General features: G+C 59.5%; 10 protein-coding genes. 8 read left to right on the plus strand and 2 right to left on the minus strand.

Features of this window, described 5'->3' with window-relative positions:
- The first annotated feature begins 215 nt into the window (after nt 1-215).
- Complete coding sequence (locus LOY50_RS03800) at nt 216-923, plus strand: histidine phosphatase family protein (RefSeq protein ID WP_258690324.1); 708 nt, start codon at nt 216-218, stop codon at nt 921-923.
- An 8-nt stretch (nt 924-931) separates the two neighbouring features.
- Complete coding sequence (locus LOY50_RS03805) at nt 932-1,780, plus strand: phosphatase PAP2 family protein (RefSeq protein ID WP_253471479.1); 849 nt, start codon at nt 932-934, stop codon at nt 1,778-1,780.
- A 152-nt stretch (nt 1,781-1,932) separates the two neighbouring features.
- Here LOY50_RS03805 and katG read toward each other — a convergent pair whose 3' ends face one another.
- A complete protein-coding gene (gene katG / locus LOY50_RS03810; protein ID WP_258690325.1) occupies nt 1,933-4,197 on the minus strand; it encodes a catalase/peroxidase HPI in 2,265 nt (754 codons plus the stop codon).
- Nucleotides 4,198-4,567: 370 nt separating this feature from the next.
- Here katG and LOY50_RS03815 point away from each other — a divergent pair, with 370 nt between their 5' ends.
- The 5 genes from LOY50_RS03815 (at nt 4,568) to LOY50_RS03835 (ending at nt 15,569) form a co-directional block, all read left to right on the plus strand.
- Entirely contained in the window at nt 4,568-5,188 is a 621-nt protein-coding gene (locus tag LOY50_RS03815) for a hypothetical protein (RefSeq protein ID WP_258690326.1), read from the plus strand.
- 318 nt (nt 5,189-5,506) lie between these two features.
- The gene (locus LOY50_RS03820) at nt 5,507-7,213 is read left to right on the plus strand and encodes a ShlB/FhaC/HecB family hemolysin secretion/activation protein (protein ID WP_301300322.1); all 1,707 of its coding nucleotides are present in this window, start codon (nt 5,507-5,509) and stop codon (nt 7,211-7,213) included.
- A gap of 24 nt (nt 7,214-7,237) precedes the next feature.
- The gene (locus LOY50_RS03825) at nt 7,238-14,644 is read left to right on the plus strand and encodes a DUF637 domain-containing protein (RefSeq protein WP_258690327.1); all 7,407 of its coding nucleotides are present in this window, start codon (nt 7,238-7,240) and stop codon (nt 14,642-14,644) included.
- Nucleotides 14,637-14,960 carry a hypothetical protein gene (locus tag LOY50_RS03830; RefSeq protein WP_235582563.1) on the plus strand — a complete coding sequence of 108 codons (324 nt, stop codon included), beginning with the start codon at nt 14,637-14,639 and terminating at the stop codon, nt 14,958-14,960. Before LOY50_RS03825 ends, LOY50_RS03830 begins: the two co-directional genes overlap by 8 nt.
- Nucleotides 14,961-15,125: 165 nt before the next feature.
- Entirely contained in the window at nt 15,126-15,569 is a 444-nt protein-coding gene (locus LOY50_RS03835; protein ID WP_060613273.1) for a hypothetical protein, read from the plus strand.
- Nucleotides 15,570-15,738: 169 nt separating this feature from the next.
- Here LOY50_RS03835 and LOY50_RS03840 read toward each other — a convergent pair whose 3' ends face one another.
- Nucleotides 15,739-16,176 (minus strand): hypothetical protein, encoded by a 438-nt coding sequence (locus LOY50_RS03840; protein WP_250965876.1) that lies wholly within the window; start codon nt 16,174-16,176, stop codon nt 15,739-15,741.
- Nucleotides 16,177-16,613: 437 nt separating this feature from the next.
- Here LOY50_RS03840 and LOY50_RS03845 point away from each other — a divergent pair, with 437 nt between their 5' ends.
- Entirely contained in the window at nt 16,614-16,955 is a 342-nt protein-coding gene (locus LOY50_RS03845; protein ID WP_258690328.1) for a DUF6124 family protein, read from the plus strand.
- Nucleotides 16,956-17,087 lie beyond the last annotated feature (132 nt).

Consider the following 17,087-nt stretch of genomic DNA (forward strand, 5'->3'; position numbering starts at 1 on the left):
TGCTGCTTGATCGTCGGTACGCTGGAAGATTGTTGTTGTTAAGAGCCAGCAAGAGCATGTAACAGGGCTGTATCGGCCGGGGGGGCAAGATCTGTAAGTTTTTTTCCGGTATCTGTGGGAGCAAGCTTTGCTCCCATCCCAAGCTTTTTTTCACATCTGTTTCACCGCCTGCCTACGTCGGCCTCTCTACTGTCGCGCCATTGAATGACTGGGTGATGCCGTCGGGGCGGCTTGATGTGGAACTGAAACTGAGCCTTTTCGGCCTGAGGCGCTCGATCAATACGCGGCGCTTTGCCCGCTACCAAAACGCTGTGGTCGTGCTGGCCTCGGCGCTGCTGGTCATTCCGTTGACCCTCTGGCTGCTCAGCCCGGCGGCGATACCGGACCTGGCCCACGGCAACGTCGCCGGCGCCCGGGCCTTGGCCGATGGCTGGGCCAAGGGTGAGATGATCGTGCTGGTGCGTCATGTCGAGCGCTGCGACCACGCCAAGGCTGCGTGCCTGAATGATCGCGAAGGCATCACTGACCGGGCCCGTGCCGTTGCGGTGGGCCTGGGGGCGCGGTTCGAGCAACTGGGCCTGGATAACACCGACCTCTACAACAGCCCCCTGGTCCGTGCGGCCCAGACGGCGGGCTACATGTTCAACAAGGTGAGTGCTGGCGACGACTGGCTGATCAATTGCCGCCACGACCTTCTGCGCAATGCCCTGGCCCACAAAGTCGCCGGGCGCAACCTGATCCTGGTCACCCACAGCGAATGCATGCAGGCATTGGAAACCGAGCTCCACCGGCCCACCTCGACGTTTGGCTACGGCGCTTCGCTGTTCGTCTCCACCGCCCAGCCACAAGCACCGCAGTTGCTCGGTTTTATCGAAGCCTCTGACTGGCGCTCGGTGGCTTTCAGTAACCTTTCCCACGATTAGGACCGCCCATGCTGACGTCTGCTCGCGCCCGTTTCTACGGGCTCAATCTTGGAATTCCCCTGGTCTGCGCCGTGGTGGTGTTCTTGCTGTTCGACTTGACCCGCATCGACATCGCTTTCAGCAATTTATTCTACGACCCGTTGCACCAGGTCTTTCCGTTGGAGCACGTGCGGCTGTTCGAGAAAATCACCCATAAGTGGGCCAGGATCATTCCGAACTGGACCGGCGAGGCGGCGATCATCGGGGCGCTGCTGTCGTTTGTCTGGCCGATCTTCAAGCCACATAAGCGCCCGGGATTGCTTCGCCTGTTGGAGAAAGCCCGCTTGGCCACGCCGTTGCGTTTTGCCCACAAGCATCGGCGCGACTTTCTCTACGTGGTCTTCGCCTTTTCCCTCAGCACCGGGGTGATCCATTACCTCAAGGGCCACACCAGCGTGTACTGCCCGGTGGAAACCACCCAATACGCCGGCAAGATCGAGCACAAGGAATGGTTCCAGAATTTCGACCTGCTGAAAGTCGCCGGTGATGGTCGCTGCTGGCCCGGGGGGCATGCGTCCGGCGGCTTTACGATGCTGGCGCTGTATTTCGTTGCCCGCCGTTACCGCTGGCGTCATTCGAAAGCCTTGATGCACGGGGCGTTGGTGCTGGGCTTTGTCTACGGCACGACGCGGGTCCTGCAGGGCTGGCATTACATGTCCCACACGTTCTGGGCGGGGATTTTTGTCTGGTTGAGTTGTTGGCTGATGGCGTTGCTGTTTTATGGACGCGAGGCCTTGGAGCAGCCTGTGTTGAAACCACAGCGAGCGGCGCAGGCGGCTGTCGTGCCGGCGTCGGGTAACGCACATTCGTCAGCCTGAAAGCCAGGCAAAAAAAAGCCCGCTGGGAGAGCGGGCTAAAACCTTAGTTTCTTGAATGAGCGAGGCGACTGTACCCAATCACGCGGGGGCGTGGGGTGAAGAAAAGTTCATGAGGTCACCTCCTTGCCAGACCTCATGCCCTCGTACGCCGTTCACCTGAGATCAAACCGATCCAGGTTCATCACCTTGACCCACGCCGCGATGAAGTCCTTGACGAACTGCTCCTGGGCATCCGGGCTGGCATAGACTTCGGCCAAGGCCCGTAGCTGGGCGTTGGAGCCGAAGACCAGGTCGACACGGGTGCCGGTCCATTTGACCTGGCCGGTCTTGCGATCGCGAGCCTCGAAGGTTTCCTGGGTGTCGGAAAGGGCTTTCCATTCCACGCCCATGTCGAGCAGGTTGACGAAAAAGTCGTTGGTCAACGTCCCGGGCCGTTGGGTAAAGACACCGTGCGCCGTGTGGCCGACGTTGGTGTCCAGCACCCGCAGACCGCCGATCAATGCCGTCATTTGCGGGGCGCTGAGGGTCAGCAGTTGGGCCTTGTCGATCAGCAACGCCTCGGCAGACACGCGGTACCGGCCCTTGAGGTAGTTACGAAAGCCATCGGCGATAGGTTCGAGAAAACCGAACGACTCGACGTCCGTCTGCTCCTGACTCGCGTCCATGCGTCCCGGCGCGAACGGTACCGTCACGCTGAGCCCGGCATTTTTCGCGGCTTGTTCAATACCGGCACTGCCGGCCAGCACGATCAGGTCTGCCAGGGAGATTTTCTTGCCGCCGGACTGGGCGGCGTTGAACTCATTCCGGGCCCCTTCGAGGGTCGCCAGCACCTTGGCCAGTTGTTCGGGCTGGTTGGCCGGCCAATCTTTCTGCGGGGCCAGGCGCAGGCGGCCACCGTTGGCGCCGCCGCGTTTGTCGGAGCCACGGAAGGTGGAAGCCGCGGCCCATGCCGTAGACACAAGCTGTGAAACCGACAGGCCCGAGGCCTGCAGCTTGCCTTTGAGGGCGGCGATGTCGCTGTCGTTGACCAGCGGATGGTCGACCGCCGGGATGGGGTCTTGCCACAGCAGTTCTTCGTTGGGCAGTTCCGGGCCGAGGTAGCGTGAGAGCGGGCCCATGTCGCGGTGGATCAGCTTGAACCAGGCGCGGGCAAAGGCGTCGGACAACTGGTCGGGGTTGGCCAGGAAGCGCCGGGAGATTTTTTCGTAGATCGGGTCGAAGCGCAGCGCCAGGTCGGTGGTCAGCATCGTGGGGTTACGCCGTTTGGACGGGTCATGGGCATCGGGGATGATGCCCGCGCCTGCACCGTTTTTCGGCGTCCATTGGTGCGCGCCTGCCGGGCTCTTGGTCAGTTCCCACTCGAAGCCGAACAGGTTCTCCAGGTAGTTATTGCTCCAGCGGGTGGGCGTGGTGGTCCAGGTGACTTCCAGGCCACTGGTGATGGTGTCGGCGCCCTTGCCGGTGCCGAAGGTGCTCTTCCAGCCCAGGCCTTGCAGCTCCAGGCCCGCGGCCTCGGGCTCGGCGCCGACATTGTCCGCAGGGCCTGCGCCGTGGGTCTTGCCGAAGGCGTGGCCGCCGGCAATCAATGCCACGGTTTCTTCGTCGTTCATCGCCATGCGGGCGAAGGTTTCGCGGATGTCCACCCCGGCGGCGACCGGGTCCGGCTGGCCCTCGGGACCTTCCGGGTTGACGTAGATCAGCCCCATTTGCACGGCGGCCAGCGGGTTCTCCAGGTTGCGCCCCTCGTCGGTGCGGCTTTCTTCGTTGCCAGGCTCGGCCACCAATTGGCCTTCGCCGGGGTCTTGCATGGCGGCTTTGTCGGGCTTGGCGTAGCGAACATCGCCCCCCAGCCATTTGTTTTCGGAACCCCAGTAGACGTCTTCATCCGGCTCCCAGACATCGGCGCGGCCTCCGGAAAAACCGAAGGTCTTGAAGCCCATGGACTCCAGCGCGACGTTGCCGGTGAGGACGATCAGGTCGGCCCAGGAGATATTGCGACCATACTTCTGCTTGATCGGCCACAGCAGCCGACGTGCCTTATCGAGGCTGACGTTGTCTGGCCAACTGTTGAGTGGTGCAAACCGCTGCTGGCCGGAACCGGCCCCACCGCGCCCGTCACCGGTGCGGTAGGTGCCTGCACTGTGCCAGGCCATGCGGACAAAGAGCGGTCCATAGTGGCCGAAGTCTGCCGGCCACCAGTCTTGCGAGTCGGTCATCAGTGCATTCAGGTCCTGTTTCAAGGCCTGGAAGTCCAGGCGCTTGAACGCTTGGGCATAGTTGAAATCCTCGCCAATGGGATCGGACAGCGAGGAGTGCTGGTGCAGGATCTTCAGATTCAGCTGGTTCGGCCACCAGTCGCGGTTCGTCGTACCACCGCCAGCGGCGTGATTGAACGGGCATTTCGATTCGTTTGCCATGAGAAGCTACCTTTGGTCGTATTCATCCAGCTATCCAGCCCGGCCGGGCTCTGGATAGCGACAGGCGAAATAAATGACACAGGGCGCAGGGCTCACAGTTCGCTCAACTGATCGTGTGCGGCCACACGGCAACACACGAGAGGTCTAGTTACCAATTCGGTGGCCCACGGCAAGCCCAGTACGTTTCTGAACGCTTCGTATCTCTTTGTCAGGTTTCACGGGCCGGATTACACCAGCCTGAATTCAGGCTAGTCCTCCTTTGCCAGATAGCTAATAGGCGCAGTGTTAACGGTCGATAGGGATAATCTTTTATCGAAGCCAAGCGGCGAGGCAGATGATATGAATGGCGCCTGCCGTGACGGACCCAATAATGAACAAATGCCCGCGCAGCACGGCCTTCCACGAAGCGGGTCATGCCCTGGCCTTTTGGTGGAACGGCCAACCGATTAAACGCATCACCGTGCGTACCAAGGCTGAAGCCTGCACGGGACCTCTGTTCGACCTGCGCGGCAACCCGCAATACGCAGAAGGGTTGGTGGAAGCTGACTATCTGGTCGCGCGCCCGGCCTTCGACGCCCCGGGGATCGCTGAATTCCTGCCCTCGATGGTCGATGCCATTGAGCGTGACCTGCTCCATTGCTTCGCGGGGCCGGTGGCCGAAGCGGTCTACCGGCATCGCCGGTCCGATCGGTTGATCAGGGGCAGCGGCCGCGGTGACCTGGACCGGGGGCACGAATTGATCAGCCTGCTGCCACCGCGCAAACTGCTCGACGCCCAATCCCGGGCGATCGCGCGTTGCAGTTGCCTGGTGCACCGTTATTGGCCGGCTGTGTGTGCGGTGGCGGACCTTCTTCAGGCGCGAGGCATGGTGGAAGGCAACGTCGTGACGACGCTGCTGGGCGAGATCACTGGGCAGTCGCCCACCTTGCTTGGCAACGGGGTTAAAAGCCTTGATTCGCGAGCGGGAAGCGGCAAAGGCGCGCTCACTTAAGAAAACGATGAACCTGTGGCGAGGGAGCTTGCTCCCGCTCGGTTGCGCAGCGACCGCAACATTGTTGGGCCGCTTCGCAGCCCAGCGGGAGCAAGCTCCCTCGCCACGGATTTACGACTGCCTGAGTGAACTGCGTTACTGGCCGGCTCGGGCGTTACAGAAGTGTTTTTTCACTGTGATTGTCGACGCCGTCTGTGAGACGCGTCTCTTTTTTACGTAGAAAATCTCCTCTCCCTTGAACCGAAAGCGATATGCAGGGTCTGGTGTGCGCGCAGTGCTATGCACGCCTGCTGTCATTTCTGTATCGAGGGATCGAACATGTCCGTATTTGCCTTAGGGACGAGGCTAGTTGTTGCGTCGCTGTGTTTTCTGGCGATGAACATTGCTGTCGCTGCGCCAACCCCCGGCGACACGGACCTGATCCGTGAACGTCAGGATCGCCTGCTCCAAGAGCAGCGCCGACGCCTTGAAGAGCTCAAGGACCTGCCCGGCAAGGAAGCTAAGCCGGCCCAGCCGACGGCACCTGTCGATACCCGTTGCTTCCCGATCAAGACCATCGAGCTCAAGGGCGCCGATGCTTTGTCCGATGCGGAGCGCGAACGCCTGCTCAAGCCTTACATCGGCCAATGCCTGGGCGTGCCGCAGCTCAACGAGCTGCTCAAAGTCATTACTGACCATTATCTCGACAAAGGCCTGGTCACCAGTCGCGCCTACTTGCCGCAACAGGACCTGTCCAGCGGTCACCTGCAAGTGCTGGTGGTCGAGGGGCGGCTGGAAGGTTTGAAGGGTGCCGAGAACAGTAAGCTGTCGGATCGCGAGTTGGCGATGGCGTTTCCCGGCAAGACCGGCGAACTGCTCAACCTGCGTGAGATGGAGCAGATGGTCGATCAACTGAACCGTTTGCCGTCCAACCGTGCACAAATGGAACTGACGCCGGGGCAGAACATCGGCGGCAGCGAAGTGCGGGTCAATAACACCCCGCAAAAACCTTGGCGCGCCGGCCTGTCACGCCATAACGACGGCCAAAAAAGCACCGGCGAGCAGCAATGGGGCGCCTCCCTGGACTGGGACAGTCCCCTGGGCCTGGCTGACCAACTGGCCTTGCGCGGCGGCCACGATGCCGTCAGCGATCACCAGAAAACCTCGCGCAACGGCATGCTCTATTACAACCTGCCGTTTGGCTGGTGGAACCTGAGCTACACCTACAGCCAAAGCGAGTACCGCGCCGTGGGCCAGGCCAACGGCTTCAATTTCAAGCAGAGCGGCGACAGCCAGAACCATCAGGTGCGCCTGGAGCGTGTGGTCCATCGCGACGCGGTGAGCAAGACCTCACTCAGCACTGGCCTTGCGTACCTGCGCACCAACAACTTCATCGAAGACAGCAAACTCGCCGAGAGCAGCAATCGCATCAGCGAGGCGCAGTTCGGCATCAACCATGGCCGACGGGTCGGCAATGCCTTCGTCAACCTCGATCTGGGCCTGCAACAAGGTATCGGCGCCCTCGATGCCCAGGGCGATCATGAGCCGGGCCCTGGAGTGCCGGATGCGCGCTATCGCAAATACACCGCCACCCTCAGCTACCTGCAACCCTTTGAACTGGGTGGCGAATCCTTCAGCTTCAGCAGCCTGATGACCGGCCAGCGCAGCGAAGACGTGCTGTTCAGCCCGCAGCGCATGAGCCTGGGCGGCCTATCGTCGATTCGTGGCTACAAGGACCAGACATTGTCCGGCGACAGCGGCGGCTACTGGCGCAACGACTTGCGTTGGAGCCGTCCGGTGACCGTGGAATGGCTGCGCCCGGTGTTCGCCGAGTACGGCACCAGCCTCGGTTACGACCAGGGCGTGATTAGCGGTAATCGCTACAACGGCGATCAGCACGGGCGCATGTCGAGCAACTCGCTGGAGTTGTTCGCCCGCGGTGAGCACCTGAGCGCCAGCGTCACTTTCGCCCATTCCCTGGAACGTCCGGATGCCCTGACCGAGCGCGAAGCGCCGATCTACTTCCGCGTGGATGTATCTATCTAATTTTTGCTGCAACGAGACCTGATCATGGACGACCGCCAATACGCCTTCCTGGCCCGCCAGCCTTCTGCTGCCCTGCAAACCCGCGACGCCTTCTGGGGTATGCCCAAGCGCGGCCTGGCGTTCCTGCTGGCCAACGTCATGTTCTGGCAGCCGATGTGGGCCCAGGCGGGCGGTATCGTGGTCAGCGCCCCGGGCACCAGCCTCGGCCAGGCCGGCAATGGCGTGCCGGTGGTCAACATCGCCAAGCCCAACGGCAGCGGCCTGTCCCACAACCAGTTCAAGGACTACAACGTCGGCAGCAACGGCGTGATCCTCAACAACGCCACCAATCCCGCCCAGTCCACGCAACTGGGTGGGATCATCCTCGGCAACCCGAACCTCCAGGGTACGGCCGCGAAGGTCATCCTCAACGAAGTCAACGGCGGCAACCCCAGCCAGTTGCGCGGCTACACCGAAGTGGCGGGGCAGTCGGCCCATGTCATCGTCGCCAACCCCTATGGCATCACCTGCAATGGCTGCGGGTTTATCAATACCCCAAAGGCGACCCTGACCACGGGCAAGCCGATCATCGAAAACGGCCAGGTGGGTCGCTATCAGGTGGACCAGGGCAGCGTCGCCATTGAAGGCGCGGGCCTCAACGTGAACAACGTCGACCGCTTCGAAATCATCACCCGCAGCGCCAAGATCAATGCCGAGATCCAGGCGAAGAACCTGACCATCGTGGCTGGGCGCAATGACGTCAATGCCAATACCCTCAACGCCACTGCCCGGGCCGATGACGGCAGTGCGAAACCGGAGCTGGCTATCGACTCGTCGGCGTTGGGTGGGATGTACGCCGGTGCGATCAAGCTGGTGGGGACTGAGGCCGGGGTTGGGGTGAAGCTGGATGGCAAGATGGTTGCCAGTGGTGGCGACATCCAACTCGACGCCAACGGGCATTTGAGTTTGGCGCAAACCACGGCGGCAGGCGCCGTCGAGATCAAGGCTCAAAGTCTGGACGCCCAAGGGACGATCTATGCCGGCAGCCATGTTCAGGCGACGACCAAGGGCGCTCTCAGCAACCAGCGCGCCATCGCGGCGCGCGAGAAGGTCACGCTGACCACCGACGGCCAGCTCAACAACCTCGGCATCATCGAAGCGGGCGTCAACGTCGATAACACCCGCAACCAGATTGGCGATGTCGTGCTGACCGCGGCGAATATCGACAACCGCGGGCAGAGCGTCATCGCCAGTCGCGACTTGAAAGCCACGACCACGCAGACCCTCGACAATCGCGGCGGCACTTTTTCCGCCGGCAAGACCCTGACGCTCGACAGCAAGGACATCGATAACCGCGCCGGCACGCTGGTCAGCCAAGGCAAAATTCAAGCATCGGCCACTGGGGCGTTGGATAACCGTGATAAAGGGATCATCGCCAGCAACGGCGAGCAGACCCTGGTCGCCGGGACGCTGAAGAACAGCGCAGGCGTCATCAGCAGTAACAGCCTCCTGAAGCTCGAAGCGAAAACCCTGGATAATAGCGGTGGCAAGATTGCCTCCGACGCGGCACTGACCCTTAGGGGCGGCAATGTTGAAAATAGCGCAGGACAAATCACCAGCCAGGGTGATCTCGTTGCCACGCTGAAAAGCTTCAACCAGCAGGATGGCAAGTTGGTCAGCCAGGGGAAACTGACCCTGACCGCAGACCGTATCAACAACAGCGACGATGGTTATATCGCCTCGGTCAAGGCGATGAGCCTGACCGCTTACCAGCAACTGCTCAATAACGGCGAGGCGATCATCAGCACTGAGCAGGGGCTGACGATCAGTGGTGGTGGTCTCGATAACACCAAAGGCAGCCTGCTCAGCCAAGGTGACCTGAAGGTCGATATCACTGGGGATTTCCTCAACCAGGATGGCAGCGCCATCACCCAGGCCGGGAACGTGGACATCGAGGCGAGCAGTCTCGATAACCGTGGCGGTGTCCTTGCCAGTGTCGGCGGTTGGCTGAAAGCCACGCTGGACACGGTGTTGGATAACGGCGAGTCGCTCACCTCGGCCGACGCAGCTGGGTTGATCCAGGCACAGTCCGTCGATCTCGATGCGAAACAAGCGGTACTCAACAATGGCGGGCAGGTTTCGGCTTTGTCCGGTGACGTTGATATCACCACCGCCACGCTTGAAAACCGCAACGGTGCAGTGCTAGCCAAACAGGCCTTGACTGTCCGTGCTCAGAATCTGGACAACAGCGATGGACGCGCAGCGGCAAACGCCATTGATTTCGGTCTGACCGGGGCTCTGAACAACCAGCGCGGTCTGGTGGAAGGCTCCAATGGCCTGCTGATCCGTGCTGTGTCAGTTGATAACCAGGGCGGCAAGTTGCGCTCGGTGGGCAAGCTGGGGACCGCAACGCTAACGGTTGATCAACTGCTGGACAACCAGGGCGGCGTCATTGAAGCGGCCACCCAGGACCTGTCCTTGCAGATGGCAGGCTTCAACAATGCTGGCGGCAATGTTCGTCATGTGGGCACCGGCACGTTAGGCGTGGACCTCGCCAGGTTCAGCAACATCGGCGGCAGCCTGATGACCTCAGGTACCCTGACCGTCGACGCGGCGCGTTGGGACAACAGCTCGGATATCCAAGCCAATGTCCTGAACCTGAAGGTGGGCCAGCTCAATCAGACCAGTAGCGGCAAGTTGGTCGCGGTACAAAGCCTGTTGGCTACGGGCGGCACCTGGAACAACGCGGGCATCATCAGCAGCGACGTTGATTTGGATCTGAAGCTGACCGGCGCTTATGTCGGTACCGAAAACAGCCGCCTCAGCAGTGTCGATCAATTCGATCTGAGCACCGCCAGCCTCGATCTCTCCAGCGGCTCGCGCCTGGCTGGCGGTGGCATGACCACCATCACCAGTCTCGGTGCGCTGAATAATGCCGGCCGGATCACCGGCGGGGGCAAGTTCTCCCTGGCCGCCACGAGCCTGGTCAATACGGGCACGCTGGGTGGCGCCGAAACCGTCGAACTGCTTGCCAACGAGGCACGTAACGATCGCGGCCTGATCTTCAGCGGCGCGGACATGGCCCTGCGTTTCAATCGCTTCACCAACTATCGTGCGGACGTCTACAGCCTGGGGGCACTGAATGTCGCGGCCCGAGATGGCGTCGCTCGCAGCGTGTTGCTGGAGAACATCTCCGGCACCCTTGAGTCGGCAAAGGACATGTCGCTGCGCAGCGACACCCTGATCAATCGCAAGGACGTCTTCTCCACCACCGATGAGCTGGTGTCGGGCTCCATCAGCGTCAAATGCTATGACTGCGGTGGTGACTACCACAACGTCGACTATATAGCCCGGGAGACCTACCAAAGCGTAGTGCTTGAAGACTCGGTCAGTGCCACCCTGATGAGTGGGGCGAAACTGACCGTTGATGGCTCTGCGGTGACCAACCAATACAGCGTGATGGCCTCGGCCGCCGACCTGCTGATTACCGCCGACAACTTCGCCAACGTTGGTGCTGCTTCCGGCACCAGCGTCAGGACGCGCACCTGGAACACCGGCCGGGTCACCGATGGTACCGACGAACGTTTCCGCCGCAGGATCATCGTCCCCTACAACGCCCAGGCCAACCCGAAACAAGTGCCCGTCGATGCGCTCAACAACTTCCGTCAGGAGAGTGACATCACCACTGTGACGCCAGGGGAGTCGCTGGCACCGGCGGTCGTTCAATCGGGCGGCAACATCAGCATCCAGGCTACGCAGCGCCTGGAGAACAACAGTGTCGTGCAGTTCCGGGCACCGCTGGCGGGCGCAACCAAGTCAGCGGCCACCGATGTGACCAACGCCGCACAGCCGGCGGTTGTGGTACTCAACCCGCAGTTGCCGCCGGATCTGGCCCAACAACAAGTCAACCCGACCACCATGCCCGGGTTCACCTTGCCGACTGGCGAGAATGGTTTGTTCCGTGTCGTCGACAGCGCGGCCGCAGCGCAAGACAGCCACGACCAGAGTCGGGCCGCTGTCCAGGGCTCAGACGCCAGCCGGGTCATCAGCGGCCCCAAATATCTGATTGAAACCAACCCCGCGTTGACCGACCTCAGGAAGTTCATGAGCTCGGACTACTTGCTGGGTAACCTGGGTTATGACCCCGATACCAGCTGGAAGCGCCTGGGCGATGGTTTGTACGAACAACGCCTGATCCAACAGGCGGTGCTGGCCCGCACTGGGCAGCGTTTCATTGCCGGACAGACCAGCGACGAAGGCATGTTCAAGTACCTGATGAACAATGCCATCGCCAGCAAGGAACAACTGAACCTGGCCCTTGGCGTGACCCTGACTTCGCAACAAGTCGCCGCGCTGACCCACGACATCGTCTGGATGGAAGACCAGGTCGTCAATGGCCAACATGTCCTGGTGCCGGTGCTTTACCTGGCACAGGCCAACAACCGGCTGATGGCCGATGGCGCGTTGATCCAGGGCAAGAACCTCACCCTGATTGCGGGCACCGACCTGAAGAACGCCGGGACGCTGCGTGCCAGTGAGAACCTCTCGGCGGCAGCCGGGAACAACCTGATCAACACGCGCCTGGCCGAGGCTGGCGAGCGGCTCAAGTTGGTCGCGGGCAAAGACCTGGTCAACATGCAAGGCGGCATCCTCAAAGGCAAGGACGTCGAGCTCTCGACCTTGACCGGCGACATCCGCAACGACCGGACCATCACCACCCTCGAGAACAGCGGCAAGGGCTTCAGTTCGAAAACCTCCGTTGTCGACAATGCCGCGCGCATCGAGGCCGGTAACAACCTCACCATGCGTGCAGCGGGCGATTTGCTCAACGTGGGCGGCGCGATCACTGCGGGCAACAACGCGGACTTGAGTGCGGGCAAAGACGTCGTCATCTCCGCGGCTCGCGAAGAAAGCGGCTCGATGCGTCAGGACAAACGCCACTTCTGGGAGCAGAGCCAGACCGTTCAGCACGCCAGTGAAGTCAAGGCGGGCGGTAACCTGAACGTCACCGCCGGCAACAACCTGACCGTAGTCGCCAGCCATCTCCAAGCCAAAGGCGATATCAACCTGAGCGGTAAGGATGTCGCCCTGATCTCGGCGGCGAACGAGAACTCCAGCGAGTACCGCTACAAGCGCAGCGGCAAGAAGATCAACAAGGAAGAAGACCATGTCTCGCAGCAGGCGACCACCCTCGATGCCGGGGGGGATGTAAGGGTTGCTGCGCGCAATGATCTGTTGATGGTCGCGAGCAAGATTGCGGCGGGTAACGAGGCGTATCTGGTGGCGGGTAAGCAGCTGAGTCTGCTGGCTGAGCAGAACCGTGATTACTCGCTGTATGACATGAAGAAGAAGGGGAGCTGGGGCAGTAAAGCCGCACGACGGGATGAGGTGACGCAACTCACCCATATCGGAAGCGAGATCAGCACCGGGGGCGACCTGATGTTGGTCAGCGGTGGCGATCAGACCTACCAAGTGGCGAAGCTGCAAAGCGGCAACGACCTGATCATCGACAGCGGCGGGCGCATCACCTTCGAAGGGGTCAAGGACTTCCACGACGAGAGCCATACCAAGAGCAAAAGCGACCTGGCCTGGTACAAGATGAAAGGCGAGGGACGGACCGACGAAACCTTGCGCCAGAGCGCTCTGGTTGCCCAAGGAAAGTTGGTGATCAAGGCCGTCGATGGGCTGCGCATCGATGTCAAACAAGTGGATCAGCAGAGTGTCAGCCAAACCATCGATGCAATGGTGAAGGCTGAACCAGACCTGGCCTGGATGAAAGAGGCCCAGGCCCGGGGCGACATTGACTGGCGCCAGGTGAAGGAAATCCACGACAGCTTCAAGTATGACAACTCCGGTCTGGGGGCCGGGGCCAAGATTGCCATCGCGATTTTGATGTCGTTCATCATGGGGCCGGCAGGTTTCGGACTGTCGGGCACCAATCTTGCGGTCGCCACCAGCCTGAGCACCACGGCGGTCACCAGCACCATTGAGAACAAAGGCAACCTGGGACTCGCGCTGAAGGAAACAGTCAGCGCCGATAGCTTGAAGAGTGCGGCGATTGCCGGTTTTACTGCCTATGCATCCGCATACGCGGACCAAGAATGGTTTAGTAGTACCGACAGCTCCAGCACGACCACTCAAGGCGTCGAGCCGTCGACGGGTTCGGCGGGGTCGGCAGGTTCGGCATCGAGCGCGAGTAACTCCTCCAAGGATATCTTCCGTTGGAACACCGCGACTGACACTGCAATCCGCACAACCGGGCAAGCAGTGATCTCCAGCGGTATCTCCACCGCGATCGGTGGTGGCAGCTTTGGCAGCAATTTCAATGCTGCCCTGTTGGGAGAGGCCGGCAATGTGGCGATGGCGACCGGCTTCAACTGGGTGGGCGATACCATCAAGTTCCCCGATGGCGGCCCACAGAAAATTGTTGCCCACGCGATCATGGGTGGCCTGCTGGCTGAGCTGACGGGCAGCGACTTCAAGACCGGTGCGGTTGCCGCCGGTTTGAATGAAGCGCTGATTCCCGGCATGGCCAAGGTGGCGGGTGAAAACAAAGATCTGCAACTGATGCTGTCGCAACTGACGGGGCTTCTGGCAGCGGCTGCGGTCGATGGCGACCTGAATACAGGTTCGACGATCGCCAAGAAAGCGACGGAATTCAACTATCTGTTCCATGCCGAACTGGTCGAAAGAGAACAGAAGCTCAATACGTGCGCCTCCCCAGCGGATTGCCAATCCGTCAGGGACTATTACAACGACCTCGATACGGCTCGGAACAAAGAGTTCGGACAGTACTGCCGGAATAACCCGGCGAGCTGTTTGCAAGTGACGAAGCAGTTGGTGGATGAGATTCCGGCTAATGAGAAGATGCTGCATGACGGCAGGAGCGCGGGGTTCGATCGTTCGGCAGCGCTTTGGGTAATTACCCGAGGTAACGAGCGGGCCATCAATACCGGCATCATCGAGAATACGCGCACCGAAAAAGGCGAGGGTGCTGCATTACTGGCGGAGCTTGCGTCGGATGGATTGAATCAGGACCGGGGGCTGTTCTCGTCGACGGCTGGGGGTAAGGGTGGTACAACCGGGGTTAAGGTTGGGGCCGATGGTGCAAAAGAGGTAGCAGGTACAGCTGCGCCGGGCAGGACGAAAGTTGCTGCAACGGAAGGAACGTTTCCAGACGAGGTATTTACCGGGAAGAAACCGCATCAGACGACTCCTGGAATAGGGAGTGTGACACAGGAGAGGTACAACCCCGCGACTGGGAAACTGGAAAAATCTGTGATCGAGTACGACCAGTATGGCCGGCAGGTTAAAAGAACGGATTACACTAATCACGGATATGGGAACCAAGAAAAGCCTGCGGAATATCATTCCGACCCCCACACGCATACCTATGAATATGGTCCAGGCTATGGTTCCAATGGGAAAGAGACGAGGATCAATAATGATTAGTCTTCCAGAGTTGAATGAATTGCTTGTTGCTCACAACTGCTTGCATGCAATTAGTATTCAGTTGAATGTTGACGGGATGGCTTATGATTTATCTCTATCGATTTCGGCCTCTGAAAAGGTAGGGGCTGATGTCGTGAATATCAGATTCATTGATATTTGCCAATTTACGTCCCATGATTTTGGCGGCGGATTAACTCAGTTGATGCACATGAACGTTAATAAGCTGGATTCCGGCTTTGATAGGATGCGTTATCAATTGAGTGATCTTGAGGATAAAAAATTGTCGTTCTACTTCTCATCATTCTCGCTTGATTAGCTGGTGCAAAAGCAACTGGGTAATGAGACTGAAAAGGGGACAGATTTATTTTGTGAGGCGCAGAGGGTCAGGCTCATTGCTTTTCTTGGTTTATAAATAGATCTGTCCCTTTTCTCTCCTTCTTTTCTCTGAGTCGAGATAAAAGCGTGCCTTGGAGGGCCATTGATGCGACACGATGTTGTTTTACGCTTTGTAGTGATGACTTTATTCTGCTTCACGCTGACCGGGTGCATTCATTACGAACATAAAAGCGCAGAAGGAAAACCCTGGGACGAGGTCGCGACAATTCGGCAGTTCGACAAGCATCTGTCGATAGACGAGATCGATGACGATACGTCGCTATATTGGCTAGCCCGCCAAACCGAGTATCGAGTCGGAGCAGGACGGCATAAACTTTCCGTGCAGTACGCTATTGGAACCGGATACTCACGTCCAATTGAAATGACCGTGGATTTGGTCGGTGGCCGTACCTATGGGCTTTATGGCGTTTCTTCGATGAAATGGTGGTATTACGAAGTTCGTGATGTCGAGACAGGGCGTTCCGCGAAAGTTATAGAGCCGGCGGTCACAACGACGCCTTCTGAATCAGCCGGGCAGGCGGTCCAATAATATTATCGTGTAAAGGGCGTTTGCTCTCTGTCGGTTGGCGTAGCCGTTGGCGATGAATAGCGAGGGCTGCTTCGCAGCCCAGCGGGAGCAAGCTCCCTCGCCACAGAAGCCGGATTGTTGATCGCTCGCCCATGGCGCAGTTTTATTTTGCTATCCCCTTCTTTTGTGGTTACAGCGGACACCACGGGTCTCCCCCATTCGCGCTTTCCAGAATCTTCGGAAAATTTCGTCCAAATCCCCAGCCTGAGGCCACGGCAGTCATGGTGGTTTTGCAAGCGGGGTTCTTTTCCGAGACGATCACGTTCATATAGAACTGGCTGCCATAGATCGTTGGTGCCCATAGCACCATGTCGCTTCTGTCGGCATTGCTGTCGACTTTCAATTGGATGGTATTGACGAGTCTCCCACCCGTCGTGAGCTCGGTCACTTGTGGGTGAAAGCAGTGGTTCAGGTAGCCTTGCACCCGCTCTTCGACCACCGCCCGCTCTTGCGTCAGGCAGTACTCGGGGCTGGTTACGCCAGTGTTCAGCAGTTCGTCCTTGGTATACGGATGCAGTGAGCAGCCGCTCAATAGCAGAAAAACGATCCCTGTAAATTTCTTGTACAAAACTCATGCTCCATCAGAGGTTGTGGGCTGCCAAAACTGATTGCCGCAAGGGCGGCGGGCGGGACTATACGCAATTTGTTCCGTTATGGAATCGTTAAACAGACTTGTCGTAGGAATCGACGGAACGAATATTCCCCATTGACTTGCAGGACATTTCCTAGAAAATTCCAGCCACTTGCGCCTGCTGATTTCGGTGCCTAGTCTTTGTCCACCGCTGCCAATTCAGCGGTCGGGTTTAGTCGCTCGGTATCTCGTTAGGCGCAAGGTCTCCTTGAAGTCAGGCTGCGTTTTCTCGCCGATTTTATGGTGGCTGTGCGCAGGGCACTTTCGGGTGCGCCGGTTTCCTAACGTCCCGGTCGACTAACCTGCGCACAGCCGCCACCCCACTTCGTTTAGTCGCGAATAGTGGCGGATCCGACTGACGTTAGGAGGTCCATATGGACAAACTCATCCCCGACCCACCCGTTCCACCGCTGCATCTGGACATCGCTGCCGACGCCAACGCCGAACGTGTCATCGATTCCTATCTGAACCCCAAACCCGCCCAGCCTGGCAAGAAGCCGCCTCCGGACCAGTTGTTCACTGTCGTGGAGGGCGTCGATGCTGAAAGCCTGTTGGCCAATCTCAGCGAAACCTTGGCCTCCGCCAATGCCATGGCCGGCGATCTGGCGTTCGACCTGGAGGATTCTCGACGGAATTTTGCATTAGGGCTGCAACAGTTGATCGAGCTGAGTCAGCTATTGGCAAACCGTGCACTGGATGTCATCGACCCTAGATAAGCGCTTGAAACTGACAGGGATAGGCCACGTTTGTCCGAGAGGAGGTGACAGTGCTTCTTCGAGCCGTGGTCTGTTCCTGAGGGATCTGATACGTCGTTTTTGTTGTGTTTTTCGACACGTCCTGTGGGACGC

It is taken from the genome of Pseudomonas sp. B21-010, from assembly GCF_024749325.1.
In the GTDB taxonomy this organism is placed as follows: Bacteria; Pseudomonadota; Gammaproteobacteria; order Pseudomonadales; family Pseudomonadaceae; genus Aquipseudomonas; species Aquipseudomonas kilonensis.